The sequence below is a fragment of the Cohnella ginsengisoli genome (assembly GCF_029525555.1).
Classification (GTDB): Bacteria; Bacillota; Bacilli; order Paenibacillales; family Paenibacillaceae; genus Cohnella; species Cohnella ginsengisoli.
In genome coordinates, this window is record NZ_JAPDHZ010000002.1 from 2,237,117 (window position 1) to 2,258,910 (window position 21,794).

At 57.8% G+C, this 21,794-nt stretch carries 17 protein-coding genes and 2 pseudogenes; 7 read left to right on the forward strand and 12 right to left on the reverse strand.

All coding sequences use genetic code 11. The annotated features are described in order from the left end of the window. The first annotated feature begins 325 nt into the window (after window positions 1–325). Complete coding sequence (locus tag OMP38_RS35745; protein ID WP_420869607.1) at window positions 326–520, forward strand: helix-turn-helix domain-containing protein; 195 nt, start codon at window positions 326–328, stop codon at window positions 518–520. 83 nt (window positions 521–603) lie between these two features. Here OMP38_RS35745 and OMP38_RS10470 read toward each other — a convergent pair whose 3' ends face one another. The 9 genes and pseudogenes from OMP38_RS10470 to OMP38_RS10510 form a co-directional block, all read right to left on the reverse strand. Continuing rightward, window positions 604–1,431 carry a fibronectin type III domain-containing protein gene (locus tag OMP38_RS10470; protein ID WP_277565015.1) on the reverse strand — a complete coding sequence of 276 codons (828 nt, stop codon included), beginning with the start codon at window positions 1,429–1,431 and terminating at the stop codon, window positions 604–606. An 805-nt stretch (window positions 1,432–2,236) separates the two neighbouring features. Next, window positions 2,237–3,751: pseudogene (locus tag OMP38_RS10475) on the reverse strand (IS1182 family transposase); the annotation flags it as partial. Between the two features lie 905 nt (window positions 3,752–4,656). Continuing rightward, a complete protein-coding gene (locus tag OMP38_RS10480; protein ID WP_277565016.1) occupies window positions 4,657–5,805 on the reverse strand; it encodes a rhamnogalacturonan endolyase family protein in 1,149 nt (382 codons plus the stop codon). A gap of 25 nt (window positions 5,806–5,830) precedes the next feature. Next, window positions 5,831–7,186 (reverse strand): 3-keto-alpha-glucoside-1,2-lyase-like domain-containing protein, encoded by a 1,356-nt coding sequence (locus tag OMP38_RS10485; RefSeq protein ID WP_338130498.1) that lies wholly within the window; start codon window positions 7,184–7,186, stop codon window positions 5,831–5,833. After that, window positions 7,089–7,787: a heparinase II/III family protein gene (locus OMP38_RS10490; RefSeq protein ID WP_277565017.1), complete on the reverse strand. Its 699-nt coding sequence runs from the start codon at window positions 7,785–7,787 to the stop codon at window positions 7,089–7,091. The genes OMP38_RS10485 and OMP38_RS10490 overlap by 98 nt, the downstream gene beginning before the upstream one ends. After that, a complete protein-coding gene (locus OMP38_RS10495; protein WP_277565018.1) occupies window positions 7,714–10,089 on the reverse strand; it encodes a DUF4962 domain-containing protein in 2,376 nt (791 codons plus the stop codon). The genes OMP38_RS10490 and OMP38_RS10495 overlap by 74 nt, the downstream gene beginning before the upstream one ends. A gap of 141 nt (window positions 10,090–10,230) precedes the next feature. After that, the gene (locus OMP38_RS10500; protein WP_277565019.1) at window positions 10,231–11,094 is read right to left on the reverse strand and encodes a carbohydrate ABC transporter permease; all 864 of its coding nucleotides are present in this window, start codon (window positions 11,092–11,094) and stop codon (window positions 10,231–10,233) included. Then, window positions 11,095–12,045, reverse strand: a complete 951-nt coding sequence (locus tag OMP38_RS10505; RefSeq protein WP_277565020.1) for an ABC transporter permease — start codon at window positions 12,043–12,045, stop codon at window positions 11,095–11,097. Between the two features lie 97 nt (window positions 12,046–12,142). Then, on the reverse strand, window positions 12,143–13,465 hold the full coding sequence (locus OMP38_RS10510) for an extracellular solute-binding protein (protein WP_338130499.1): 1,323 nt from the start codon (window positions 13,463–13,465) through the stop codon (window positions 12,143–12,145). A gap of 53 nt (window positions 13,466–13,518) precedes the next feature. Here OMP38_RS10510 and OMP38_RS10515 point away from each other — a divergent pair, with 53 nt between their 5' ends. After that, window positions 13,519–13,755, forward strand: coding sequence for a hypothetical protein (locus tag OMP38_RS10515; protein WP_277565021.1), 237 nt, complete (start codon window positions 13,519–13,521; stop codon window positions 13,753–13,755). 169 nt (window positions 13,756–13,924) lie between these two features. Here the strand turns inward: OMP38_RS10515 and OMP38_RS10520 are convergent, their stop codons facing one another. Beyond that, window positions 13,925–14,422: a helix-turn-helix domain-containing protein gene (locus OMP38_RS10520; protein ID WP_277565022.1), complete on the reverse strand. Its 498-nt coding sequence runs from the start codon at window positions 14,420–14,422 to the stop codon at window positions 13,925–13,927. After that, window positions 14,343–16,157 carry a PDC sensor domain-containing protein gene (locus tag OMP38_RS10525; protein WP_277565023.1) on the reverse strand — a complete coding sequence of 605 codons (1,815 nt, stop codon included), beginning with the start codon at window positions 16,155–16,157 and terminating at the stop codon, window positions 14,343–14,345. The genes OMP38_RS10520 and OMP38_RS10525 overlap by 80 nt, the downstream gene beginning before the upstream one ends. Window positions 16,158–16,414: 257 nt before the next feature. Here OMP38_RS10525 and OMP38_RS10530 point away from each other — a divergent pair, with 257 nt between their 5' ends. The 4 genes from OMP38_RS10530 to OMP38_RS10545 all read left to right on the forward strand — a co-directional run bounded on the left by OMP38_RS10530 (window position 16,415) and on the right by OMP38_RS10545 (window position 19,233). Then, window positions 16,415–17,278, forward strand: a complete 864-nt coding sequence (locus OMP38_RS10530; protein WP_277565024.1) for an NAD(P)-dependent oxidoreductase — start codon at window positions 16,415–16,417, stop codon at window positions 17,276–17,278. 247 nt (window positions 17,279–17,525) lie between these two features. Then, the gene (locus OMP38_RS10535) at window positions 17,526–18,323 is read left to right on the forward strand and encodes a sugar phosphate isomerase/epimerase family protein (RefSeq protein WP_277565025.1); all 798 of its coding nucleotides are present in this window, start codon (window positions 17,526–17,528) and stop codon (window positions 18,321–18,323) included. A 26-nt stretch (window positions 18,324–18,349) separates the two neighbouring features. Next, window positions 18,350–18,877, forward strand: a complete 528-nt coding sequence (locus tag OMP38_RS10540) for a DMT family transporter (RefSeq protein ID WP_277565026.1) — start codon at window positions 18,350–18,352, stop codon at window positions 18,875–18,877. Next, the gene (locus OMP38_RS10545; protein WP_277565027.1) at window positions 18,874–19,233 is read left to right on the forward strand and encodes a DMT family transporter; all 360 of its coding nucleotides are present in this window, start codon (window positions 18,874–18,876) and stop codon (window positions 19,231–19,233) included. The genes OMP38_RS10540 and OMP38_RS10545 overlap by 4 nt, the downstream gene beginning before the upstream one ends. A 63-nt stretch (window positions 19,234–19,296) precedes the next feature. Here the strand turns inward: OMP38_RS10545 and OMP38_RS10550 are convergent, their stop codons facing one another. Beyond that, on the reverse strand, window positions 19,297–20,178 hold the full coding sequence (locus OMP38_RS10550) for a sugar phosphate isomerase/epimerase family protein (protein WP_277565028.1): 882 nt from the start codon (window positions 20,176–20,178) through the stop codon (window positions 19,297–19,299). Window positions 20,179–20,496: 318 nt separating this feature from the next. On the opposite strand from OMP38_RS10550, the pseudogene OMP38_RS10555 reads away from it, so the two are divergent. Beyond that, window positions 20,497–21,792 (forward strand): annotated as a pseudogene (locus OMP38_RS10555) (ABC transporter ATP-binding protein); the annotation flags it as partial. Window positions 21,793–21,794 lie beyond the last annotated feature (2 nt).

A 21,794-nucleotide genomic window follows, 5' to 3' on the forward strand; every position in this document is an offset into this window, starting at 1 on the left:
GAGCTTTATTATCACGCGATGGGGGCTTTTAGCTTTTTTTGCCCACAAGAACGGCCTCAGTCTCCACGACATCTTCCCGTCCGAGCCCGACAAGCCCGGCGACGCCGGCCGGTTCCGCCAGATGCGCCAGCTCCAGGACTGGGTCGCGCACACGCTCGAACGGCTGCAGGAGATGACCAAGAGCGAATGGAACAACGAGCAGGCCGCGCTCATCCGCAAGGTGCAGCAGTTCATCGCGGAACGGCTCGCCGATGCCACGCTCCAGTCGGCGGCGGACCACGTCGGCCTGCATCCGGCATACCTGTCGTCGCTGTTCAAGAGCAAGATGAGCGAAAACATAAGCGATTATCTTTACAGGGCGCGTATGCAGCGGGCCCGCGAGCTGCTGCTCGAACAGCCCGAGCTCAAGGTCAGCGACGTCGCTTCGGCGATCGGCTACCACAAGCCGCAGTATTTCATCAAGCTGTTCAAGGAGCACTACGGACTGACGCCGCAAGATTACAGGCATAAATCGACCTGAGCGATCCCGGGAAAATAAAACGGCCTTCGTCCTTAACGTTCAGGACAAAGGCCGTTCCGCGAAGCTGGCAGACTCCGAAATGGCTAGTACGTGCCGAGCGTGGCGCCCGACGTGATCGCGTAATCGGAAGTCAATACGACCTTGTACGTGCCGGAAGGCTGGTTGCTCGCGAGATTGTACCACCCGCCGACCGTCTGACCCGGGCCGATGTAGGCGGAGTTGCTGCCGACATAGACGTCTCCGGCCGACGTGACGCGATACAGCGTCATGTTCATGGACGTGCCGTAAACCGAACTCGTATTGGTCCAGGCGCCCCCGACGCGAATATTGCCAGATGCCAACGCGCTCGTCCACGTTCCCAAGAAGGCTTGGGTTGTCGCGGTGATCGAGGCGGATGCCGATTGCCCCGTGCTATTCAGCGCGACGATCCGCACCGCATAGGCTCGGCTCGGCGTTCCGCCGAACGTATACGAGGTGCCGCTCGTGGTGCCGAGCAGCACATTGTCTCTGTACACTTCGTAGCTTACGGCGTTGGAGGCGGTCCACGATAAATTTATGGACGAATAACTACTCGTATACGCAATCGATGGCGCCGTCGGAGCCGGCGCGCAGCCGAGCGTGGTGGCCGCGGCCGAAGTCGTCCCGTACCCGCTGTCGCCGGCAACGGTGAACGTGTAGGCGGTGCACGGCGTCAGTCCGTTGACGATCATGCCGTTGCCCGCGTAGGTCGTCAGATAGCTGCCGTTCTGGTAGACGGTCACGACGCCTTCGCCCGGCTGAAGCGTCCAGTTCAGCTGCAGCGAATTAGCCGTGATGTTGGTGACGGACGCGCCTGTCGCGGCGCTGGCCGTCGCGGCAGGAAGCGTCGCCGCCGCCACCAAGGCCCCCATTAACCATTTGCGAATTTTCATCATACACGTCCTCTCGTTTTGAAATGGAATGATTTGAATAGAAACAACGATAATCTACTATGCCGCATATCTCTAAACAACCATTTCCATCTATTTATGTAATATCGCGCATATTTTCCGTACGATCGCACATGAAGAGAAAACCATCATAGTCCGAGCCGAAGAGGCGCTGTACAGCTTTACCTGCCGGCACTGTGGCGGGTTCCGAGCCGAAGAGGCGCTGTACAGCGTTACCTGCCGGTACTGCGGCGGGTTCCGAGCCGAAGAGGCGCTGTACAGCGTTACCTGCCGGTACTGCGGCGGGTTCCGAGCCGAAGAGGCGCTGTACAGCTTTACCTGCCGGCACTGCGGCGGGTTCCGAGCCGAAGAGGCGCTGTACAGCGTTACCTACCGGATTTTTATACGTTCTAACCTGTGGACAAAGAAGTCCCAGCTGGGACTTCTTGCGAAGCGTGGTCTGATCGGCGGGACAAATTAGTCTCGGCTGGAACTTCTTGCGGAGCGTCGTCTGATCGGCGGGACAAATTAGTCTCTGCTGGAACTTCTTGCGGAGCGTCGTCTGATCGGCGGTACAAAGTAGTCTTGGCTGGGACTTCTTGCGAAGCGTCGTCTGGTCAGCAGGACAAAGAAGTCCCGGCTGGGACTTCTTGCGGAGCGTCGTCTCGTCGGCGGAATAAGGGGCTGTCCCAAAAGCCCTTCTGAAGTTGAAGCAGATAGCTGAAATGAAGCCGGAAACGTCAAACGGGACGAAGCAGAGAACTTTCCTGCTTCGTCCCGTTTGCGTTTTTGGTCTATTGCTACTTTTTTTGAGCAGATTATGGGCAAGGCAAAGCCACCCGACCTCTAGGCTTACCTTCTCTAAGCCTCGAAGCAGAAAGCGCCGGAATCCCCGGTTGTTCTTCACCTGGCCGAATACGCTCTCCGGCTCGATCATGCGGCGGACGGACAACTCGTAGCCTTTCTCGCTCCGCAGTCGTTCCCGCATTTCATTCTTTTGCCGCCAGTACCTCAGGCTTACGGATATCTCTCGGTTTCCTTTGGCTTTGGTGCATGCGGCCCTTAGCGGGCAACCTTCGCAGTTTGCGCTCCGGTAATGGCGCGTGCGTATTTCGTAGCCACTCTCCGTCGTCGTTGTGCTTTCGTAACGGAACGTAAGCTTTTGACCGGCTGCGCAGGTCCAACTGTCTTCTTCTTCATTGTAGCTCCAGTTGTCGATCTTTCCGATATCCTTCTTCCAGGCTCTACTCTTTTCTTTGTGGTAGGTACCGTACTTCACGAGCGCGTGTATTTGCTCCTCTTCCAGGTACGCGTAGTTCTCCTCACCGCCGTAGCCTGCGTCCGCAATGACGGTACCCGGCAGCTTGCCCAGCTTTTCTTTAACGCCTTCCAGATGTGGCTTTAGACATCTGGTGTCTGTTGGCCGCTGATGGACGCTGTATCCGAGCACGAATTGATTCTCCGTTCCGATCTGCACATTATAGCCCGGCTTCAGCTGGCCATTTCGCATATGATCTTCTTTCATTCGCATGAATGTGGCGTCCGGATCGGTCTTACTAAAGCTGTTTCGGTCGCCGAATAGCGCCTCTTGATGCTCGTACTTTTGAAGACGCGGCAACAGGTCCTTTCGCAGCAAACGAACCGCTTTCTTGAGCGGCTTGTCTTTAGGCCTCTCCTGCAGTTTTTCTTCCAATCGCTGAACCGCCTGCTCGAGCCGGTCCGCCGTGAACGCCGACGATTCTCCAAGCTCCAACAGATCTGCTCCGGCATGCTCGGCGTCCTCTTGCGCTTCTGCGGCTTCGATGGCCCCGAACAGCGTCCGGACCTTTTCTTGCAGCTTGGCGTGCTGCTTCACAACAGCCTTTTTCCAGACGAACGAATAGCGATTGGCGTTGGCTTCGATCTTCGTGCCGTCGACAAAATAGTGCTCCAGCTGCACATATTTTTCTTCCAAGAGCAGCGCCAGCACAGCCGTAAAAATTTGCTCGAGCACGTCCTTCATCCGTTCCGAACGGAAACGGTTGATGGTGCGGAAGTCTGGCTGCTGGCGACCGGCGAGCCACATGAACATGATATTTTCCCGAATGGCTTTGGCGATTTGGCGAGAGGAGTAGAGGCGCTGGGTATAGGCGTAGATGATGATCTTGGTGAGCATCTTGGGATGATAGCTATGGCGACCGCCGCCGGGATAAGCTGCGTCGAAGATGGCGTCACTCAGACGGTTCACCGCGTTATTCACGATGCGAACGAGATGATTTTCAGGAATATCTGTTTCCAAATCCATTGGCAGACAAAGTTGGTCCATGCTATATTGAATGTACAAAGAAACCGTTCCTTTCGTAGATGGTTGCTCGACACTTCCATTTTACCAAAGGACGGTTTCTTTGTATGTTTTTAAAGCAAAAAACAGGGCTATCTCTCCAGGTCTATTTATGACCCTTTTGAGACAGCCCCTTGCGGAGCGTCTTCTGATCGGCGGGATAAAGTAGTCTCCGTCGAGACTTCTGGAGGCGTGGTCTGATCGGCGGGACAAGGTAGTCCCAGCTGGAACTTCTTGCGAAGTGTCGTCTCGCTGGCGGGATAAAGTAGTCCCAGCTGGGACTTCTTGCGGAGCGTCGTCTCGTCGGCGGAATAAAGAAGTCCCATCTGGGACTTCTTGCGAAGCGTGGTCTGATCGGCGGGACAAATTAGTCTCGGCTGGAACTTCTTGCGGAGCGTCGTCTGATCGGCGGGACAAATTAGTCTCGGCTGGAACTTCTTGCGAAGCGTCGTCTGGTCGGCGGTACAAAGAAGTCTCCGTCGAGACTTCTGCAGGCATGGTCTGATCGGCGGGACAAAGTAGTCTCAGGTGGAACTTCTTGCGAAGCGTCGTCTGATCGGCGGGATAAAGAAGTCTTGGCTGGGACTTTTTGCGAAGCGTAGTCTCGCGGCGGAATAAAGAAGTCCCGGGTGGGACTTCTTGCGAAGCGTCGTCTGATCGGCGGAATAAAGAAGTCCCGGCTGGGACTTCTTGCGAAGCGTCGTCTGGTCGGCGGGACAAAGAAGTCTCAGGTAGGACTTCCGGCGAGCGTCGTCTGGTCGGCGGGATAAAGAAGTCTTGGCTGGGACTTCTTGCGAAACGTCGTTTGGTCTGCGGTACAAAGAAGTCTCCGTCGAGACTTCTGGCGAAGCGTGGTCTGATCGGCGCTAAAAAAAGATGCCGGCGCGCTGCGCCGGCATCCAGAACCGCTATCCGTCCCAAACGGTAAAATCGTCATACCGCGCATCCGCGAACCGGTTGTCCAAGCCGGCCTTGCCCGCCGCGAGCTTGTTGTCCGTCCCGGACACCTCCAGGGTGCCGTTCACGTAAAGCTTGAGCGAAGTGCCCTGCACGACGGCTTTGAACGTATACCATTCGCCGGTTTGGAGCGTATACGCCTTGCTGCCCAAACCGGTATTGGCGCCGGCTACCCGCCGGTAGAGGGTCAAGCTGCCGTTTTTGTAGCCGAGAAAATAATAGTTGTCCTTGTCGGCAAATCGGACGCGAATGCCCGCATTCGGCGAATTGGTGGAAGACCAGCCGTTCACCTTCACGCGCGTCTCCACGGTGTAATCGGTCCAGGAGGCGCTGCCGACGGACGAAGAGTTGTCGAAGGTCGTACCGGAATTGTAGACGCGGCTCCCGTCATTCACGACCTTCCAGGTGCCCGTGACGACCGACCAGTCGCCGGCTCCGCTCTCGAAGTTCGAGAAGTGCAAATAATGCGGCGTCGTCATCGCGACCGGCGCGCTGGCCGCGGACACGTTGCCGCTGTCGTCGTAAGCCGCTACGGTATACGCATAGGTCGTCGACGAATCGATGCTCGTATCCGTATATTGGGTTCCGCTTACGACTGCGACCTGTACGTTATCCCTGTACACCTTGTACCCGGCCAGTTTGGGATCGTCCGTAGACGCCGCCCACGACAGCCTGACCGACTTCCCCTGCAACGCTGCGGCGACGCTGCCGGGCACGGACGGGGGCGTCACGTCCGGGGCGAGCGTCGTCACGCAGGCGCCGCTTCCGCCGGAATCGTTGTTCGCGGCGTCGTAGGCGAGCACGTAATAATAGCCGTCGGCGGATGCGGGCACGCCCGAATCCGTATAAGCCGTCGCGGAAGTCGTACCGATCTGCGAGCAGTCTCTGAACACGGCGTAATGGTCGACGCCGGTGTCGTCTTCGGATGCGTTCCAGCCGAGTTCTACGGTACCGGCAGCCGTCTCGTAGGCGGTCAGTCCGGAGGGCGCGGTCGGCGCGGTCGCGTCCGAGGCGCTCGCCTGGGCGGACATCAGCATCGCGGCGACGAGGCCCAGCACAAGCGCCTTATAGGTCGTTTTGCCATGGGATCTTGTCTTCATGCCAGCAAGCACATCCTTTCTCTCCTTATTGGGTGACGGTAAAATCGTCGAACCGCGAATCGCCGAACCGGCTGTCGACGCCGGCTTTGCCCTGCGCTAGCTTGTCGTCGGTCGCGGTCAGCTCCAGGCTGCCGTTCACGTACAGCTTGAGCGAAGTGCCCTGTACGACCGCTTTGAACGTATACCATTCGCCCAAATTAAGGGTGAACGGCTTCGAGATTTTGGCGGCGTTCGCGCCCGCCACTCTTCTGTAGATGGTCAGGACGTTGTTCTTGTAGCCGAGAAAGTAGTAATTGTTGGCGTCCGCGAACCGAACGCGTATGCCCGCATTCGGCGAATTGGTCGAGGTCCAGACGGTCACCTTCACGCGCGTCTCCGCGGCATAATCGGTCCACGTATCGCTGCCGATCGCGGCCGAATTATCGTAGGTCGTGCCCGACTTGTAAACGCCGCTGCCGTCGGCGATCACGCTCCAGGTTCCGGTAACCGCCGTCCATCCCGCCGAGCCGCTCTCAAAATCAGAATACGACACGAAATTCGGCGTCGCGACCGTGAACGGCGCGCTGGCCGCGGACAGATTGCCGCTGCCGTCGACGGCTTTGACCGTATACGAATAAGACGTCGACGATTCGATCGTACCGTCCGTATACGTAATACCGGAGACAGATGCGATCTCGCTTCCGTCCCGGTACACCTTGTACCCGCTCAAGCTCCGGTCGTCGGTCGCGGCCGTCCACGACAGCACGATCGACTTGCCGGTCTGCACGCCCGTCGGCGTGCCCGGCACGGTCGGCGGCGTCACGTCGGGAGGCGGGACGGACCGGCATGCCCCAAGTCCGCCCGATCTGTTGCCCGCCAAGTCGTAGGCGACGACCGAATAGAAATATCGGCTGGAAGCCGTGAGGCCCGTATCGGTATACGAAGTGCCGTACGTCGTGCCCACCGGTACGCAGTTGCGATATACCTCGTATTTGCCGACCCCGATATCGTCGCTCGACGCCGTCCAGTTCAAATCGACCGAATAACTGGCCGTCGACACGGCCGTCAAGCCGCGCGGCGCGGTCGGGGCGCTCGTATCGGCGGGCGTCGGGCCGCCGACCGATACGGACAGATCGCTTTGCGCAAGGTCGAGCGTCAAGTTCAGCTGCCCGTCGTTGGACGAGGCGGACGTCTCCGTCGTTCCGTCGCTCCATGTCAGCGTATAATCCGTATCGGGCGCCAGCCCGGTTATCAGCACCTGACCGGAAGCTGCAGCCGCATCCCTCGGACTGGACGCCCACAGCTTAAAGCCGTCGTCTTGCTTGGCGTAGCGGGCATTGACGGCCTGGCTGAAAGCGAAGCGCAGGTTCGGAATCGTCAACGCGTTCCCTTGAATCATCATCGCGTTCGCCAGATTCGTACCGTTCATCGTATACACGAGCGAACGGGCATTCGAGTCGGCATAGGGGGGTCGTAATCGCGCCCGTGCCCGCGGTGCGGAACGACAGGTAGTCCGTTTTCCCTCCCGCCCGCGCCACCGTCATTTTCGTGCCTTCCGCATCTTTGACGACCGTCGGCTTGACCAGATCCGCCTCGCCGTTCAGCTTCGGGTAGAAGACGCCCAGGAAGTTCGTCGAAGTCGACGGCACCGAATTGCTGACGCTCAGATTCGTGCCCATCTCCGCTTTGCGCGCCGGACCCACGGTCGCCGTCAAGGCGTCGGGCTGAAGCATGAACAGCTGCATGCTGTCCGTACCCTGCGTAATCCGATAGCCGCCGCTCGCGTCTCCGGTCCACGTACCGTTGCTGTTGTACAAAAATTGATACGTGCGCTCCCCGCCGCTCGACGCCAGGTCGTCGAACACGACGGCATACCGGCCGTCGACGAACAGCAGATTGCGATCCATCTTGCTCATGTTCGGGTAGGCGTTATGCAGGTCTCCCGTCGTAAAGCCGTAGCCCGGGCTGCCGAAAAACTCGGTAATGCGCGCGTCGTCCCTCATGCCGACAGTCGGCTGGAAAAAGGCGATCGCGCCTTCCCCCCGATTGTCCGACTCCGTCGACCAGAAGCGAGTTGACGTCCTTCGTCCAGCGGTCGACCTTGTCGTAGGGCGGATATTCCGCCCAGCGCTTGCCGGCGAATTCAATGTACAGATTGCCGGCGTCCGGCCGATCGTGACCGACGTTGACATAAGTGCCGTCCGGACTGATCCGGTCTCTCCACGCATTCAGCTTGTGCCCGCCCGAAGGACCGCTTTTGAACGACACGCTCAGATCGTTCGCTCCCCACCCGGTGCGAAAATTCGCCATCTCCAGGTCCGGGAAGTATCGCCAGGGCTCGTTAGGCGCGCTGTCCGGAACGAGGGAGTCGTCATAGTAGAGAAAATTCCATACGTCCCAGGCGAACGAATTCGGATCGGCCGCATATGCGGACTTGGCCGCCGCCTGAAGCTTGGCGTCCCCGTATTTCGATGCGACTTTGAACAGAAAATTGTTGAAATACCCCGTGCCGTTGGAATCGTCGCCATACGGCGCAAGACGCTTGTAGCCCGGACCGTAACCGTAAAGCTTGAACAGGCCCATGTTCCGAACGGACTCGTTCCACAGGCTCCCGTCGCCGGTGACGGATTCATACGTCGTCAAGGATCGGACGACATGCTCGTCGCCGAAGGACATGTACTGCATCCCCTCGTGCTGGGAGCCGTCGGGCGCGACCTCGTTCACGAGCGTCTCCAGCTCCTGCTCCGCGAATGCGTACATCGTCGCGACAGCCGGGTCTCCGACATCGCCAAGCACGGCGGCCGTCCCCGTCAACAGACCTTCGATGCGGAATTGCCGGTGATTGTTCTGGTAGTCGCTTTTCCAGTAAGCGAGCGTGCCGCTCATATGATTGAAAAATTCGTCGTAAAGCTTCTTCGATTGCAGCTTCAGCTTTAAGGCGATCTGGGCGCGCTCGCTCTCGCTAAAGACGTCATAGCCCCAGTCGTACGCGAATCCGACGCCGATCAGCCCGCATGCGTTGCCCATCGAACCGCCGTAATCGACGGATTCGTTGCCCCAGGAAGGCCGGTTGACGACATCGAGCACGTAGCTCCTCAGCTTCGTCTTGTACGCGTCGTCCTTCGTCAAGTAATAGGCCATCGCCAAGGTCGGAAAGCGGAAAGAGACGACTTCCCAGTCGTAATCGGAGCCATAGCTCGACGTGAACCAGTTGACCGTATCCGGGAACCCGTTGGCCTTGGCGATGATGGAGGCGTAGTACGTCTGGTAGTCGGCATCTTCCGTTCTCCGCGCCAATTCGCTCGCGGAGGCCGGATTCACGATCAACCGCGGATGGACGCCGATGAGATCCGAGCGGAACGAAGTGCCGTTCACGAAGGAAGCCAGCGTGACCGATACCGGACTGGCGTCGGCCGAATGGTTGCCCGAAGGGTCGAAAGCGCTTACAGAATACGTGTAAGCAACGCCGGGCTTCACTTGCGTATCGGTATAATTCGCCGAGGTCGTCATGGCGAGGGCGCTGCCGTCGCGGCGCACGACATAGCCCGCCACGACATCGTCGTCCGTCGAAGCCGACCACGCGAGATTGACCTGTCCGGGCGGCGACTCTGCCGCGGTCAGACCGGTCGGAACCGTAGGCGCCTGCACGTCCGACGGAGGCGGAGTCTCCTGAATCGAGATATCGTCGAAGCTGACGTCTCCGTATGCGGTAAGCAGCCCCAGCTTGCCCGCGGAAAGGGCCGTGTCGATCGCGGATAAAATCTCCGTTCCATTCATCGACAGCTTCAGCCGCGAATGATCGGACACGGCCTTCAGCGTGTACCAGGCGCCGGCATTTAACGTATACGGCACGCTGGCGAGCACCGTCATCGCGCCGGCCACTTTTTTCTTGATGTTCAGCACGCCCAGGTCGTAGGTGAACAGATAATAATTGTTCGTATCCGTATAGCGGGTCACCAGGCCAACGGTCTGAAACTGGGTCGAGCCCCAGCTGTTCAACTTGAATCTCGCAGTAGCCTCATAATTGTCCCAGTCTGGCTGGCCGTAAACCGTACGCGCGATAGAACTTGCGGCAGAGGACCGATAAACGTTGGAGTCGTCGTTCACGACGGTCCAGGGACCATTGACGACGGTCCATCCGGCCGCGGCGCCGTCCTCGAAGTCCTCCGCGTACGGGAGCGAAGGCGTATCCGCATGGGCATTGCCCACGCGGGCGCCGGGTATGGCAGGTATCGACGAAACGAGAAGCATCATCACTAACAGTCCGGAGAGCATCGACTTGCTGCGCAGCCATTTCCACGCCATCCATGAACCCTTCCTTTCGTCACTTCAGATTGTCGACGCAAAATAAAGTTATCCAATCCCAATACAAGGTTTTAATTCATCACCTCCTCTCGTCCGATCTCCGAATTCGGGCCTTGCCTTTTCGAATCGATCAACGCCCCGCTAGCCTTTAACGGAACCGAGCAGCATTCCTTTCACGAAATATTTTTGAAGATACGGATACACGGCCAAAATCGGAACGATGCTGATCACGACCGCGGCCATCTTGATGCTCTCCGGCGACGAAGCGAGATCCTGCAGGCCCGGCTGGTTGGCGAGCGAATCTTCGCGGAGCATGCCGTTCAATACGACCTGAAGCACGCGCTTGCTTTGATCGTTGATGTACAGGACGCCGGGCAAAAACTCGTTCCAGCGGGATACGGCGTAGATAAGACCGATCGTGGCGTTCACCGCGCCCGACAGCGGAACGACGATTCTCAGCAGCACGTACCAGTCGCCCGCCCCGTCCATCTTGGCCGATTCGATCAATTCGGAAGGAATGCCCTTGTAAAATTTGATCATGATGAGCATGTTGTACACGCTCACCGCGGACGGTACCATGAGCGCCCACAAAGAATCGATCATATGGAGCTGCTTGATCACGATATAGGTCGGGATCAGTCCGCCGTTAAACAGCATGGTGAAAAAAATAAGCGAAAACAGAAATTTGCGTCCGCGCAAGCTCTCTTTGGACAGCGGATAAGCGCAGCCGATCGTGAGCAGCATGCTGATCAACGTGCCGAAGACGGTAACGATAATCGTGTTCTTGAAACCGGTGTACAGAAAGGGCTGGGTCAGCACGTATTTGTAGGTCGACAGCGAAAAATGCGAAGGGTACAGATTAAGCTTGTTGACGGATGCGCGCAGCGGATCGCTTAGCGAGAACATCAACACATACCAGAATGGATAGAGCATGAGGACGCCCGTCAGGATAAAAAACAAATAAAGGAACAGGACGGAGAAACGTATGCGGCGAGTGCGGCTCATTTACATCAATCCTTCCTCGCCGAATTTTTTGCTGATCCACTGCGCGCCCAGGATCAATACGAGCGCGATCGCGGAGTTGAACAGTCCGACGGCTGTCGCGAAGCTGTAATTGCCCTGCTGCAGGCCGAATTTAAAGACGAACGTGTCCAGAATCTCGCTGACTTCGAGTACCGCGGAATTTTGCATGACGAGGATTTGCTCGAACCCGGCGTTCATCAGCAGGCCGATGCGCAAGATCAGCAGCAGCACGATCACGTTGCGGATGCCCGGCAGCGTGATATGCCAGGTCTGCTTCCATTTGCCGGCCCCGTCGACCGTCGCCGCTTCGTACAGGCTCGGATCGACCTGCGTCAAGGCGGCCAAATAAATAATGGTCCCCCATCCAAGATCCTTCCAGATATCGGAGGCGACCAGGATGATGCGGAAGGCGGTCGGGTCGGCAAGCAGATTTTTCGGCTCCATGCCGAACCATTCGTATAAGATCGACAGTACGCCGTTCGTCGGCGACATAATGGTGAGCACGATGCCGGAGATGACGACCCACGAGATGAAGTGAGGCAGGTACAATATCGTTTGAACGTACTTTTTGAAATACCGGTTGCCGAGTTCGTTCAGCAAAAGCGCGACGACGATCGGCGCGGGGAATCCGAACAAAATCTTATAGACGCTGATCTGCAGCGTATTGCCGAGAATGACCCAGAAATCCGAATAAGCGAACACTTCCTTGAAGGTGGCCCAGCCGACCCACTCGCTCTCCCGGATGCCGCGGAAAATATCGTAGTCTTGAAAGGCGATGACGATGCCGTACAAGGGGATATATTTAAAGACGACAAAAAACAGCAGGCCGGGCAGCAGCATCAAATACAGATGCCTGTCTTTATAGATCGGACGAAGCCGGGATAATCGCTTCGTGGCGGGTTTCTCGCGCTTGTACGTATGAACCGTCTCCATATGGAATTCCTCCTGGCAAGGACCGAGGAGAAGCGGACGGACAGCCGCTCCGCTCCCCCCTGGACCGCGTTGCTGATCTCTGTAATGCGAGGCGACTTTATTTCTTGTTTTTCTCTTGATACGCGTCGTTGAACGCTTGCGTCAGCGCATCGCCGCCCCGCTTTTTCCATTCCTTCACGTAATCCGCGAACATGTTGTCGATCGGTCCGTCGCTCATGATCATCTTGACGTATTGCTGGCCGGTATACTGATCCAGTTCGACCTGCTTCGTATTGTTCTCTACGACGAGTCCGTCCGCCGGATCCTTGTAACCGATCTTGTGCGCATAGTCGAACAATTCCCGGTAACGTGGCGAGGTCTGGTCGTACAACGCATTGAAGGCGAGCCTTAATTGTCCGATTCCTTCTTGCTTCATCTGATCGTCCGTAATCGTTTTTGTCAGCAGGTCGCCTTCAACCTTGTAATCCACGCCTTCTTCGCCATAGTTCATATACTTGTTGCCTTCGTCGGAGGCGAGGAAATCCAGCACGCGCAACGCCGCATCGACATGGGGCGAACTGTTGAGCACCGCCGTCTTTAACCATCCCCGCCGCGTCAGCATGCGAAATCCGATGCTGTCCCCGGGACCCTTCAGGATGCCGCCCTCGACGAACTCCGCATTCGGGTTATTCTGCTTTAACGGTTCGTAATAATTGTTCAGGTTGGAGCTGTCCATCAGGAAGTACCGGTAGACCGGAGCGCCGATGACGCCTTTGAGCACTTTGTCCTTGAATCGGGCGCTGTTGTCGGTGACGAATTCGGGATCGATCATTTTCCCCTTGTACATTTTGTTGAGGAATTTGAGCGCATCGAGCGCGCCGGGGACGATGGAGCCCCATACCAGCTTGCCGTCCTGCAAGAGCCAGGAGTTCGGCAAGGTCCCGTATGCGCCGAACACCTGGTCCGACGTCGATAGATCGAAGCCCCCGTTCGCGGTCCAGCCGCTAAGCGCGTACGTATCCTTCTTCCCGTTGCCGTCGGGATCTTTGTTGGAAAAGGCGTCCGCTACCGCGTAGTACTCGTCGATCGTCGTCGGCACCTTCAGGCCGAGTTTGTCCAGCCAGTCCTTGCGATAGATCGGAATGTTGTCGATGGCGCTGCCGCGGATCGGGATGGCGTAAACGTTGCCGTCGCTATGCTTCATGGCGTCCCAAATGCCGTCCGCCCCGAACTTTTGCAAATTCGGCGTTTTGTCGAAGGAGGCATTGAGCGGAAGGAGCAGCCCCGATTTCGTAAATTTCATCTCGAGGGCGTCGGTGCCGATCTGAATGATATCCGGTTTGTCCCCGGACGCCAGCATAATCTGCAGCTTGTTCTCGAAGTCCGCACCCGGTATCGCGGTGATTTCCAGCTTGGTATTCGTTTTTTTCCTCGATATAATGCGTCGTCTTGTTGTCGAACGAGACGCCTGGGTACATCTCGATTACCGCGAGCTTGAGCGTCGTCGGCGCCTCTTTGCCGGATTCGGAAGGCGCGGCGGACGCCGTAGAGGAAGACGATGACGTTGACGATGACGACGGCTTTACGGACGATTCCGAATTGCCGGACGATTCCGAATTGCCGTTCGATGAGCAGCCTGCGAGAACCGAAGCGGCAACCGCGATAATCATGACCTTTTTATACGTTTTAGTAGACAACGCTACAACCTCCATTTCATTTTCCCACCCTTGAATTAGCTGAAGCATGCATACTTGGCCGGCCAAACGTTTTTGAAAAGGCTTACAGTGCACTGTGCCCTTAGTATAGGCGCCGGATGCCCCAAACTGTAAATGCTCGATTTCTCCGATTGATAGCGATTACGACGATACCGGAAGATTTGATCGTTTTCGGCGTCCCAGTCTTATCCGCTCGTCTTCCTGCTCCGTCTGTATTCCAGCGGCGTCATTTTATAAGCCTTTTTGAAGAAGCGGATAAAGCTTTGAATGTTGTTGTATCCGACCGCCGATGCCACATCCTGAATTTTGACGTCCGGATCGAGGACGAGATCGCCCGCCGCCTTCATCCTGACCTGGGTGATATAGTCGTAGATGGTCATGCCCGTCTCGTTTTTAAAGATCGTGCTCAAGTAGCCGGGACTCAAATAGACATTCGTAGAGATCTCCTTCAAAGAAAGATCCTCCCGATAATGCCGTTCGATAAAATCCATCGTCTTGGCGATCGTCTCCGTGTGCTGCTTCCGCTTGAGAACGGCGGCCGTCTCCATGCAGTTTTGGATGAACTGCGTAATCACTGCCTCCAGCTTCGTCAGCGTATCCGCCTCATGGATACCCTGCCAGAGCGCCTGTACGTCGATGCCCGCCTCCTCCGGCTTCCCGCCGACCTCCGATAAGGCGTCCATCAGGTTCGAACAGACCTGGAAAATCACATATTTGATATAGTCGATCGAATACGACAGCTCGGTCAACGTGCGGGTGAGCGAAGCGAGCGCAGCCGCTGCCTTTTCCGCGTTTTGCGAACGAATGCTCTCCAGCAGGTTTTGCTCCTGCTGCTTGGGGTAGAACGCGCCCCGGTCGACGATCGGCCGGATCGTTTCGCTGACGATCATTTCGTTTTTGCCGACAAAAAAATTTATGGTTGAGCAGCTGCAACGCTTCCTGGTAAGCGAGAAAAAGCTTGTCCAGGCTGTCGAATATTTTGCTCACGGATATCGTCAGCTCCGCGTCGCCGCGGTTCAGCCTCAGCTTCAACCGATTGAACAGATCGATCAGCTCGTTTTTGTCCCGCTCCGAGTTCACGATGGCAACCAGACGGCGCTCGCTCATGATCGACAGCAGCATCGATTCCTCGCATTCGAGGAAGAAAGCTTCGATGTCCCCGATCAGACGGTCGGTCAGCTCCGTATTCTCGAAGTCGAGAACGGCGACGACATAATGAGGTTTGTGGAGACTGATCCCTAGCAGCTGGATCACCGCGCCGAGTTTCTCTTCATCCCACACTTTTCCGCTCAGGAGCTCGAACACGGAATGCTGCTTAATGTAGGGGTAAGCCATATCGAATTGGGATTGCAGCTCGCGGTTCTGCTGGTACAGCGTATTCACGGCGCTGCCGATCATCGCGTATTCGTCTTTGCCTTTGCCCGAAGCGGGATTCGTCCGCCTTCGAATGTCGGCGACAAGCTGCGCAAGCGGTCTATATAAGTAGAAGGAAAACAGCCCGGCCATGACGAGGGAGATCGACAGCACGATCAGCACGGTAGACAGCAGAACGCGACGAAGCAGCCTGGTCGAATCCACGACCTGCTCGTACGGCTGGGAATAGACGATCGTCCACCGGAGCGCATCCGAGCGCGTCATGCTCAAATAATAGTCGGTGTTGCCGAAGGTTCGGTTGATCGACGTCCCGTCGGCATTGCGCATCTGGGCCAATTGATCGCGAAGAAGACGTTCCTCGATGCCGCTATGATTCAGGATGAGCCGATCCCGGTCGTCGAAAATGAGCAGATTCATCGGGGAGGACATGCCCCTCGTCTGCTCCAGACTCTCCGAGAAATCGCGGTAATCGATATTGACCGCGACCTCCATCGACTCTCCGCTGTACACGTTGCGGAAGGTCCGCAAGAGACTGACCAGGCTCCGGTTCGACGCGCCGATCGCGCCCCCGGTCCGCGGCGGCAAAACGGTATAGTCGCCCTGGACGTCGACTTGAAGCACTTCGGGATCGTAAAAGTTGTCCAGGCTGTATTTCGCGTCGGACAGGACGTAGTTTTTCGTTTTGTTGATCAAGTAAAGAGAGGCGACGTGTTTGTTGGCGCTGACGATCTTATCGAAGAAACGAAGGACGCCCGACATCGCCTCCGCCTGCTGGGGATACGTTTCGTTCGGCTCGAACAATTTCCACACTTCATCGCTGGCGATGATTTGATTCGTCAAATAGACGAGCTCGGATATTTGCCGTTCCATGTACAGCTTTTTCTCGTTAAGCAAAATCGTGCTGGATGCGTCCGCCTGTCGGATAATATGCGCCGTGCTATAGTTCATGGCCAAATAGCCGATCGAAATCGCCGGCAAGCTGATGGCGATCACGAACATCGCCAAAATTTTATAAAACGATTTTTGCCTCGCAAAACGGTTCAAAGCGACCACCCTCCCCATCACGAATAAAGCGCATTCATTCTATGTTTACTTGAGTATATGTCATATTCGGAGCCATGATAAATGAACAAATCCGACGATCATGCAAAAATACGCCGATCGTCGGAATCGAGACGGATTAAATGAATCGATTCTTTACGTTTAGGAGTGCCCCTTACTATACTTATGTGCGTATGCTCCGAATCCTTTTCGTATCCGATTACTAGACCGCACGGTTTTTAAGGGGGATTAGCAAACGTATGAAGTTGCTCCATATCGGCAACGCCGACTCGCGTTTTCCGGAAGCCGGACCGTTCGTCGACGCGTTGCGGGAAATAGGTGAGCTGACCGTCGTCCGAAACGGGGACGCGTTAACGGACGACGCGCGAGCTGCGCTCATCAGGGAATGCGACGTGCTGCTGACGCTATGGGGATCGAGCCGCGTACCCGAACAGATCGCCGAGAGGCGCGGTCGATTGTCCTACATCTGCAATATTTCCGGCGGCATCTCCCACTGGATCCCGCTCTCGATCGTCGAAGCGGGCATTCCGGTCACCAACTGGGGAGACGCGGTCGCTCCCGAAATGGCGGAAGCGGCCGTGACGCTGCTGCTGGCCGTATTAAAGGAACTGCTCCCTCAACAGCTGCATGTGCGGGAAGGCGGCTGGCACCGGCCCGACCGCCGCATCGGCTCGATGTACGGGCTGCGAATCGGCATCTTCGGCATGGGCGCGATCGGCCGGAAGTTCGTCGACTATGTGCGTCCTTACGAATGCCGGATCCGCTACTACGATCCGTATCTGCCGCCCGCATCGGCGCCGGCCGGCTGCGAGGCGGCGGATAGCCTTGAACGGCTCGCCGCGGAGAGCGACGCGCTGGTCATTCATGCCGGCCTGACCGAAGAGACGCGCGGCGCGGTGAACGCCGCCGTGCTGGCCAAGCTGCCCGACTACGGCATCGTCATCAACACGGCGCGCGGAGACATCGTCGAGCAGGACGCCTTGTTCGCCGAGCTGAAGACGGGCCGCCTGCGGGCCGGACTCGACGTGCTGGCGGGAAGGGACGCGCTTGAACCGGACCACCCGGCGCGCGGCTGGCCGAACGTTCTTTTTTACGGCACATGATCTCTTCTCGGCCAACTGGCAGAAGCCGCCGCTCGAAAGGTACGAGGCCGTCTGCCTCGAAAATTTGATCCGCCACAGCCAAGGGAAGCCCCTCCTGCATCGCTTCGACCGTGATCGCTATTTGCGCAGCACTTGACGGCCCTGCAAGGCGAACCTGCAAGACGATCCTGCGGAGAGGCGGGTTGGCGGAGCGGCGAACGGAATCGCATTCGGTTGCCAACCTTTTACAGACAAGGAGGATATAGAAATGAAGCTGTCCTTTACTACGCTCGGCTGTCCGGATTGGACGTGGGAGCGCATCGTCGACGAGGCGTCGCGGCTGGGCTACGACGGCGTGGAACTTCGCGGCATCGCGGGAGAACTGCGGCTTGGCCGCTGCGAAGCGCTGCGCGAAGAGCGGCTGGAAGCTTCGCTGGCTTATGCCAGGGAGCGCCGCATCGCGATATGCTGTCTGGACACTTCGTGCGCGTTCCACGACGAGGAACGGTTCGACGAAGCCATCGAAGAAGGCATGGAGACGATCGATCTGGCCGTACGCATGGGCGTCGCTTCGATCCGCGTGTTCGGCGATTCGATCGCGGACAACAGCCGCGCGCAAGAGACCGTCGCACGCGTGGCCCGCGGGCTGCAGACGCTCGGCGAATATGCGGAAGGCAAAGATATTCAAGTGCTGCTCGAGACGCATGGCGACTTTTCTTCGTCAGACCGGGTGAGCGAGGTGCTTCGGCAGACGTCTTCGCCCGCCATCGGCGTCATCTGGGACATTCACCACACGTTCAAATACGGCGGCCATGAATCGCCGGCGGAAACGTGGCGAAGGCTGGGCGACGATATCCGGCATGCGCACATCAAGGATGCGCTTGGCGCACGGCCCGTTCTCTTGGGCGAGGGCGAGCTCCCGCTCCCGGAATGGATCGCGCTGCTGCGCGAGGTTGGCTATGACGGCTGGTTGTCGTTCGAATGGGAAAAACGTTGGCATCCGGAAATCGAAGAACCCGAGGTTGCATTGCCGGCCTTCATCGACTACGTACGCCGCTATCTTTAAATACAGTCAAGTATGGGAGTCCGCAAATGTTCGTATGGCAGCTTGTATTGACGAGCCTGTTGTGGGCCGGAAACTTCGTGGCCGGCAAATGGACGGCCGGACACGCCTCGGCGATGATGCTGTCCGAATTGCGCTTCGGAATCGCGATCCTCGTCATCCTCCCGTTCGTATGGATGAAGGAAAAACGCCTGTTCCCGCCGCGGAAGGCCATCCTTCTTCTGCTTGGCATGGGCGCGACGGGCGTGACCTTGTTTAACGTGCTGCTGTTCGAGGCGCTTGCGCATACGTCGGCCGCCAACACGGGGCTGTTGTCGACGCTTAATCCTGCCGCGATCGCCTTGATCTCGTTCCTGGCGTTCGGTCATCGTTTGACGCTGCGGCAGGCTGTCGGCATGATCGTCTCCTTCGCGGGCGTCGTGATCGTCCTTACGCGGGGGGGAATTGGAGCGGCTGCTCGCCCTCCAATTCAATCGCGGCGACCTGATGATGATCGGCGCCGTGCTGTTCTGGGGCTGCTACACCATCCTGTCCCAAAAAAGCGATGGCCTACGTGACGCCGCTTGCCGCAACGCTATGGTCCGGCATTTTCGGCCTGGCGTTCATGCTGCCCTTTAACATCCAGCAATTCACTTTAGTAGACGCCACGCCCGCGTTCTGGGCAGCCATGATTTATATCGGCGTCGGCGCGACCGTGGTTGCCTCGTTTCTTTGGAATATAGGCGTCAAGCGAATAGGCGGCACGCATGCAGGTATCTTTCTGAATTTAAACCCTGTATTTACCGCCTTGCTCGCCTACTTGCTGCTGGACGAACGAATGAACGCGCCGCAATGGATCGGCACGACGGTCGTCATCGGCGGCATGCTGCTGTTCTCGACGACCCCAAAAAGACGTTCTCGGCTCAGCGCCTGACTCCAATTTGCGCGAGATGAATCTTCCGATCTCCCTCCGCAAAATCACAGGCGCATGATGATCTTATGACTCCTCTTCCTCCCACAACCCCCTGATCGTCCGCAGCAGCAACAGCGACTGCCTCCACCGGTCGCCGAGCTCGGCCGTCCGCCCCGCATGCTCGTCCGCCGTGATAGCGTACGGCGGCGGCCCCAGCTCGACCACGAACGGCAGTAAGTCACCGGGACCGGCCGCCGATCGCCAATGCCCCATGCCCTCGCCCCACCAGCGCTTGAAGTGCGGCATTATCGGATGTTCGCCGTTTTCCCCGACGTCGACCTGCACCTGCTCGCCGTTGGACACCCGCGCATGGAACGCGGCGGCCCGGCGTACGATTTGCCCAAGCAAGCCTTCGGCTTCCTCGGACACGGTATGCATCTCGCCCGCCACGATGTAGTGGGACAAATCGGCGGTCAGCCGGAGCGTCTTCAGCGCGTCCAGATATTCAAGCGTGCGCAGCAGATCCTGCGTAATCGTGCCGCGATGCGTCTCGACGAAAGCCGGAATGCCCTTTTCCACGGACATTCGATCGAGCTCGCAAAGCAGACTGATGGCCGGTGCGCCTACGAGAAAAGGCCTCATGACTTGCACGTTAATATGCTGAATGCCGCCGTAAGCGGCCGCTTGCGACAAAAATCCGGCCATATCCGCCGCCGTCTTCGGATACGCGTTGACGCTGAAGGACAAGCCGTACCGCTCCAGCAGGCGCCGCCAACGGTCCTGCTGCTCCGGCGGAGGAATATACCCGTTGATCCCGTCGAAGCCCGCTTCGGCGATCGCCGCGACCCGCTCCTCGACCTTACGCGCCCCCAGCTTTTCCGCAAGCCCCGACATCCCCCACCAAGACATCTGCACGTCCAGCCTTGGTCGGGCCTCCCGCTCCGAGACGGAATATTTCGCATTCACTGCCTCAAGCCCCCTCTCCATGATCGAACCCATACAACCGAGCCCAGGCAGGCCCAGGTCGATTCTCTCCACAGCATAGGCCGAGGCGCCATGACCGGAAAGTAACATTCCTGCTATTTAATCACACGATTCTACTGGGTTTTACGGGACGAAGCGCTTCGAGCGACAAGCGCGCATTCCGGAAACGCGCCTTCTTCTTCAAAATAACGACAACCTTAAAATTGGGTCTTCCCGTGCGCCCAAATGGGTGTATAATCGCCTTGTTTGCTTAAACGGCATTGCGACTTCAGAACTCACAGGAACGGGTGGTCAATCAACATGTTTGAAGTCAAGTGGTTATGGAAGAACCTGGAGGGCAACCGTGCAAGATACATACTCGCGCTCTGCCTGTCCGTCATCGGGTCGTCGCTCACGATCGCGAACCCGTACCTCAGCCAGCGCATCGTCGATACGTTCATCGCCGGCGACGACGCGGTGCAGAACCTGACCGGGAAGCGGGGGCTGCTCATCGCGCTCTGCCTGGGCATGGTCGGCTTCTCGCTGCTGCGCACGGGGCTCGCGTACGTGACGATGATGCAGTACGAGCGCGCCTCGCAGAACATGCTCTACAACGTGCGCATCTTCCTTTACAACCAGATCCAGCGCCAGGACCGGGCGTACTTCGACCGCAACCGCACGGGCGACCAGATGACGCGGATGACCGGCGATCTCGAGATGGTCCGGCATTCGCTCGCCTGGATCGTGAAGACGATCGTCGAGTCGCTCACCATCTTCATCGCGGCCGTCAGCTACTTCTTCTATATCGACGCGGCGCTGACGTGGTGGCTGCTCCTGCTCGCGCCGCCGATCTTCGTCACGGCCTACCTGTTCGCGAAGCGCGTCCGTCCGATGTACGTGGGATTGCGCGAGCGTCTGTCCCAGCTGAACTCCTCCACCCAGGAAAATATCGCGGCGAACCGCGTCGTCAAGGCGTTCGCGCGGGAGGAATACGAGATCGAGAAGTTCCGGGAGCGCAACGCGAACTATCAGCAGGCGAACAAAGCCGCCGCCATGGTCTGGCTCGACTACTTCCCTTATCTCGAATCGTTCGCGCAGGCGTTCAACGTCGTCCTCATGATCGCGGGCGGCATCCTCGTCATGAACGGCCGCATCACGTTCGGCGAATTCGCCGCGTTTTCGGCGCTCATCTGGGCGATCTCCAACCCGATGCGCAACATCGGCATGATCATCAACGACATCCAGCGGTTTTTCGCCAGCCTGACCAAGGTCGTCGAGATCTACTACGCGATCCCCAAGATCGCGGGCGGGCGCAAGGCGGACACCGGCGATCGTTTCAAAGGCAGCATTCGGTTCGATCATGTCACCTTCAAGTATGACAGCGCGATTGTGCTAAGCGACGTCAGCTTCACCGTCCATCCGGGCGAGACAGTCGCGATCATGGGACCGACCGGCGCGGGCAAGACGACGATCGTCAACCTCATCCCGCGATTCTACGACGTCACCGAAGGACGCGTGCTGATCGACGGCGTGGACGTGCGGGAGCTTGATCTCGGCGAGCTGCGCGCCAATGTCGGCATCGCGACGCAGGACGTGCTGCTCTTCTCCGACACGATCGA

What these genes read in the sequence shown, in the direction of transcription:
- OMP38_RS10530 (WP_277565024.1), top strand. Translation starts at nt 16,415, where the DNA reads ATGAAGTTGCTCCATATCGGCAACGCCGACTCGCGTTTTCCGGAAGCC.
- OMP38_RS10540 (WP_277565026.1), top strand. Translation starts at nt 18,350, where the DNA reads ATGTTCGTATGGCAGCTTGTATTGACGAGCCTGTTGTGGGCCGGAAAC.
- OMP38_RS10480 (WP_277565016.1), bottom strand. Translation starts at nt 5,805, where the DNA reads ATGAAGACAAGATCCCATGGCAAAACGACCTATAAGGCGCTTGTGCTG.
- OMP38_RS10490 (WP_277565017.1), bottom strand. Translation starts at nt 7,787, where the DNA reads ATGAGGGACGACGCGCGCATTACCGAGTTTTTCGGCAGCCCGGGCTAC.
- OMP38_RS10485 (WP_338130498.1), bottom strand. Translation starts at nt 7,186, where the DNA reads ATGATGATTCAAGGGAACGCGTTGACGATTCCGAACCTGCGCTTCGCT.
- OMP38_RS10495 (WP_277565018.1), bottom strand. Translation starts at nt 10,089, where the DNA reads ATGGCGTGGAAATGGCTGCGCAGCAAGTCGATGCTCTCCGGACTGTTA.
- OMP38_RS10520 (WP_277565022.1), bottom strand. Translation starts at nt 14,422, where the DNA reads ATGGACGCCTTATCGGAGGTCGGCGGGAAGCCGGAGGAGGCGGGCATC.
- OMP38_RS35745 (WP_420869607.1), top strand. Translation starts at nt 326, where the DNA reads ATGAGCGAAAACATAAGCGATTATCTTTACAGGGCGCGTATGCAGCGG.
- OMP38_RS10500 (WP_277565019.1), bottom strand. Translation starts at nt 11,094, where the DNA reads ATGAGCCGCACTCGCCGCATACGTTTCTCCGTCCTGTTCCTTTATTTG.
- OMP38_RS10470 (WP_277565015.1), bottom strand. Translation starts at nt 1,431, where the DNA reads ATGAAAATTCGCAAATGGTTAATGGGGGCCTTGGTGGCGGCGGCGACG.
- OMP38_RS10535 (WP_277565025.1), top strand. Translation starts at nt 17,526, where the DNA reads ATGAAGCTGTCCTTTACTACGCTCGGCTGTCCGGATTGGACGTGGGAG.
- OMP38_RS10505 (WP_277565020.1), bottom strand. Translation starts at nt 12,045, where the DNA reads ATGGAGACGGTTCATACGTACAAGCGCGAGAAACCCGCCACGAAGCGA.